The sequence below is a fragment of the Actinokineospora sp. genome, from assembly GCF_050699995.1.
Lineage (GTDB): Bacteria > Actinomycetota > Actinomycetes > Mycobacteriales > Pseudonocardiaceae > Actinokineospora.
In genome coordinates, this window is the sequence record NZ_JBOHGC010000042.1 from 1 (window position 1) to 3,964 (window position 3,964).

Genomic DNA, 3,964 nt, shown 5'->3' on the forward strand with positions numbered 1-3,964 from the left:
ACCTGCCACCAGGACCGACCGGGCGACGCGGACACCCCGCGTGGAAGGGCGAAAGACTGGGCACCTGCGCCGACCTCGCGGCCAGCGCCACATGGCGAACGAGATCGGTGACCCGATACGGGAAGACCGAGACAGTCCGCGCCGCCACCATCACCTGTCTGTGGTGGGGATCGCTGCACCGCACCCCGGTCACGGTGGTGCTGGTCCGCGACACCGACTCGACCCGCCCCTACGACATCGCCCTGGTCTCCACCGACACCAGCGCATCGGTCGAGACGATCACCGCCCGCTACGCCGACCGGTGGTCGGTGGAACAAACGATCAAGGACTCGAAAATCCTGATCGGCGCCGGGAACGCCGCCAACCGGCTACGCCGCGCGGTCGAGCGCAGCGTGCCGTTCGCGATGCTGGGACTGACCATCCTGGTCCTGTGGTACGCCGGGCACGGCACCGCCGACACCGACACGGCTGCCGCCCGCGCCCGCGCACCCTGGAACCGCAAGAAGACCCACGTGAGCGTCGACGACATGCTCATCGCCTTCCGGCGAACCCGAATTACCGCCGTCACCGCAGGCCAGGCCACACTCGATCAATATCCCGCCATGCCCGTGACCAGCAGTTCAGCCGCCGCATAACTGCGAAACGTCAGTGATAACCATCGTCCTGGTGTCGGCTTTTCCGCTGTACTGGTCGGTGGTGGTGTCCTCCCGCGACAAGTCCTCGGTGGGGCGGTATCCGCCGCCGCTCGGGCCGGGCGGCAACCTGTGGGACAACCTGTCCACCGCGTTCGTGCAGGGCAAGTTCGGCTTGGCGCTGCTCAACTCCACGGTGGTGGCCGGATCCATCACGGTGTCGGTGGTCCTCACCTCCACCCTCGCCGGCTTCGCCTTCGCCAAGCTCAAGTTCCGCGGCCGCAACGCGCTCTTCACGATGGTGGTGGCGACGATGCTCGTCCCGACCCAGCTGGCGATCATCCCGCTCTACATCATGGTCACCCAGTGGTTCGGCTGGTCCAACGACCTGCGCGGCGTCATCGTCCCCGCCCTGGTGAGCGCGTTCGGTGTGTTCTTCATGCGCCAATACCTAACCTCCGCCATGCCCGACGAGCTGATCGAGGCCGGGCGGGTGGACGGCGCGTCCACGCTGCGCATCTACTGGAGTCTGGTGCTGCCCATCGCCCGGCCGGGCGCGGCGGTGCTGGGGCTACTCATCTTCATCACCTACTGGAACGACCTCTTCTGGCCACTCATCCTGCTCAACACGCAGAACCCGACCGTGCAGGTCGCCATCGCCAACACGGCGAGCGGTATCGAGGTGGACTACTCGCTGGTGCTGGCCGGGACGGTGATCGCGACGTTCCCGATTCTCATCGTGTTTCTCGTCCTCGGCAGGCAGATAATTGGAGGAATCATGCAGGGCGCGGTGAAGGGATGAAGTTCCCCGAAGGCTTCATGTGGGGTGCGGCGACGGCGTCGTACCAGATCGAGGGCGCGGTCGGCGAGGGCGGGCGCGGCCAGTCCATCTGGGACACCTTCGCGCACACCCTGGGGAAGGTGGCGGGCGGCGACACCGGCGACGTCGCGGCCGACCACTACCACCGGTACCGCTCCGATGTCGCCCTGATGCGGGACCTGGGCCTCGACGCCTACCGGTTCTCCGTGGCGTGGCCCCGGATCCAGCCGACCGGGCGCGGGCCCGCCAACCCCGCCGGGCTGGACTTCTACGACCGGCTCGTCGACGAACTGGCGGCCAACGACATCACCCCGATGCTCACGCTCTACCACTGGGACCTGCCCCAGGACCTCGAAGACGCGGGCGGCTGGGCCGAACGCGACACCGCGGCCCGGTTCGGCGAGTACGCGGGACTGGTGGCGCGGCGGCTCGGCGACCGGGTGCCGCTGTGGACCACGCTCAACGAACCGTGGTGCTCGGCGTTTCTCGGCTACTCCTCCGGCGAGCACGCCCCCGGCCGCACCGACCCCGACGTCTCCCTGAGCGCCACCCACCACCTGTTGCTCGCCCACGGGCTCGGCACCCAGGCGCTCCGGGCCAGCCTGCCCGCCACTGCGCGGACGTCGATCGTGCTGAACCTGGCCGCCGTCACGCCCGCGTCCCCGGCCGACGACGACGCGGCGCGGCGCGTCGATGGGCTGGCCAACCGGATCTTCCTCGACCCGCTCTTCGGCCGCGGCTACCCCGCCGACATCCGCGCCGACACCGCGCGGCTCACCGACTGGGCCTTCGTCCACGACGGTGACGAGGCGATGATCGCCACCCCGATGGACCTGTTGGGCGTCAACTACTACAGCCCCGCGGTCGTGGAACGCGGCGCCGAAGGACCAGACGGTGCGTGGCCAGGGTGCGGGGATGTGCGGCCCGTGGTCAGTGGCCCGCTGACGGCCATGGGCTGGCCGATCGACGCGGGCGGCCTCACCTCGATCCTGACGCGCCTGCGCGACGAGTACCCGGCGATCCCGATCATGATCACCGAGAACGGCGCCGCCTTCGACGACGAGGTGCACGACACCGACCGCGTGAACTACCTCCACGACCACCTCGCCGCCGTGCACGCGGCCCTACAAGCAGGCGTGGATGTGCGGGGGTACTTCGTGTGGTCGCTGCTCGACAACTTCGAATGGGCCTACGGCTACGCGAAACGGTTCGGGATCATCCACGTCGACTATGCCACGCAGCGCCGCGTCTGGAGGGACAGCGCATACTGGTATCGCGAAGTGATCAAAAACCATGGGACCAACGGGACGGTATGAGCTCGGACGGGACGGCCACACGGCGGCAGCCGACCCTCGACACGGTCGCCGCCGAAGCGGGCGTCTCCCGCGCGACGGTGTCCAGGGTGATCAACGGTTCGCCCAAGGTGTCCCCCGAGGTCAAGGCCACCGTGGACGCCGCCATTTCCCGCCTCGGCTACGTCCCCAACCGGGCCGCCCGCAGCCTCGCGACCCGCCGCACGGACTCGATCGCCCTGGTCATGCGCGAGCCGGACGCCAAGGTGCTGGCCGACCCGTACCTCGGCAACATGATTATCGCGACCAGCCAGACCCTGATGGGCACGGGCGTCCAACTGGTCCTGATGAACGCCCAGAACGACGCCGAACACGCCCGCCTCGCCGACTACGTGCGGGGCGGCCACGTCGACGGTGTCCTGCTGGTGTCCATGCACGGCGATGACCCACTGCCGGATCTCCTGCTCAGCGCGGGCGTCCCGACCGTCGTCGGCGGCCGCCCCCAGCACCCCCTGCCGGGCCTCACCTACGTCGACGTCGACAACCTCGGCGGCGCCGTACTGGCCACGGAACGGCTGATAGCGGGCGGCCGGACGCGGATCGCGACCGTCACCGGTCCCCCGGACATGACCGCAGGCGTCGACCGCCTGACGGGCTTCCAGGACACCCTGCACGCGGCGGGCCTGAAGCCCCAACGCATCGCGCGCGGCGCCTTCACCCGCGAGTCCGGCGAACAGGCCATGGCCGAGATCCTGCGCCGCCACCCAGCCACCGACGCCGTCTTCGTCGCCAGCGACCTGATGGCCATCGGCGCCCTAAGAGCCCTCCGAGCCGCCGGGCGACGGGTCCCGGACGACGTCGCGGTGGTCGGCTACGACGACATCGAGATGGCCCAACACACCGAGCCGCCGCTGACGACCATCCACCAGCCGGTGGTCGACCAGGCCCGGATCATGGCCGAACTACTCCTCACCCAAATCGGCGGCGACCCACCGAGTTCCCCGGTGATCCTGCCGACGCGTTTGGTGGAGCGGGAATCCGCCTGAGATCAGAAGATCCACCGCGGCAATGGACTTGCCGCGGCCGAACCCCGGGCAGGTTTGGTCATTCTGTCGTGCGGAGGGAGCCTGGGTGGTGCGTGGTGCGGAAGGAGGTTCGTAGGTGGTGCGTCTGTCTCTTTTTTTGGGGGAGACGAAAGGGTTCTGGATGGGAATCTTAGG

4 protein-coding genes are annotated in these 3,964 nt (G+C 68.9%); all 4 read left to right on the forward strand.

The annotated features are described in order from the left end of the window. The first annotated feature begins 107 nt into the window (after positions 1–107). From ACRDSQ_RS02515 to ACRDSQ_RS02530, 4 genes are read left to right on the forward strand one after another with little or no spacing between them, the layout of a single operon-like run. Positions 108–635, forward strand: coding sequence for a hypothetical protein (locus ACRDSQ_RS02515; protein WP_431418382.1), 528 nt, complete (start codon positions 108–110; stop codon positions 633–635). 13 nt (positions 636–648) lie between these two features. Further along, on the forward strand, positions 649–1,434 hold the full coding sequence (locus tag ACRDSQ_RS02520) for a carbohydrate ABC transporter permease (protein ID WP_431418383.1): 786 nt from the start codon (positions 649–651) through the stop codon (positions 1,432–1,434). Then, on the forward strand, positions 1,431–2,768 hold the full coding sequence (locus tag ACRDSQ_RS02525) for a GH1 family beta-glucosidase (protein ID WP_431418385.1): 1,338 nt from the start codon (positions 1,431–1,433) through the stop codon (positions 2,766–2,768). The genes ACRDSQ_RS02520 and ACRDSQ_RS02525 overlap by 4 nt, the downstream gene beginning before the upstream one ends. Continuing rightward, on the forward strand, positions 2,765–3,790 hold the full coding sequence (locus ACRDSQ_RS02530; RefSeq protein ID WP_431418386.1) for a LacI family DNA-binding transcriptional regulator: 1,026 nt from the start codon (positions 2,765–2,767) through the stop codon (positions 3,788–3,790). The genes ACRDSQ_RS02525 and ACRDSQ_RS02530 overlap by 4 nt, the downstream gene beginning before the upstream one ends. The last annotated feature ends 174 nt before the right edge of the window (positions 3,791–3,964 follow it).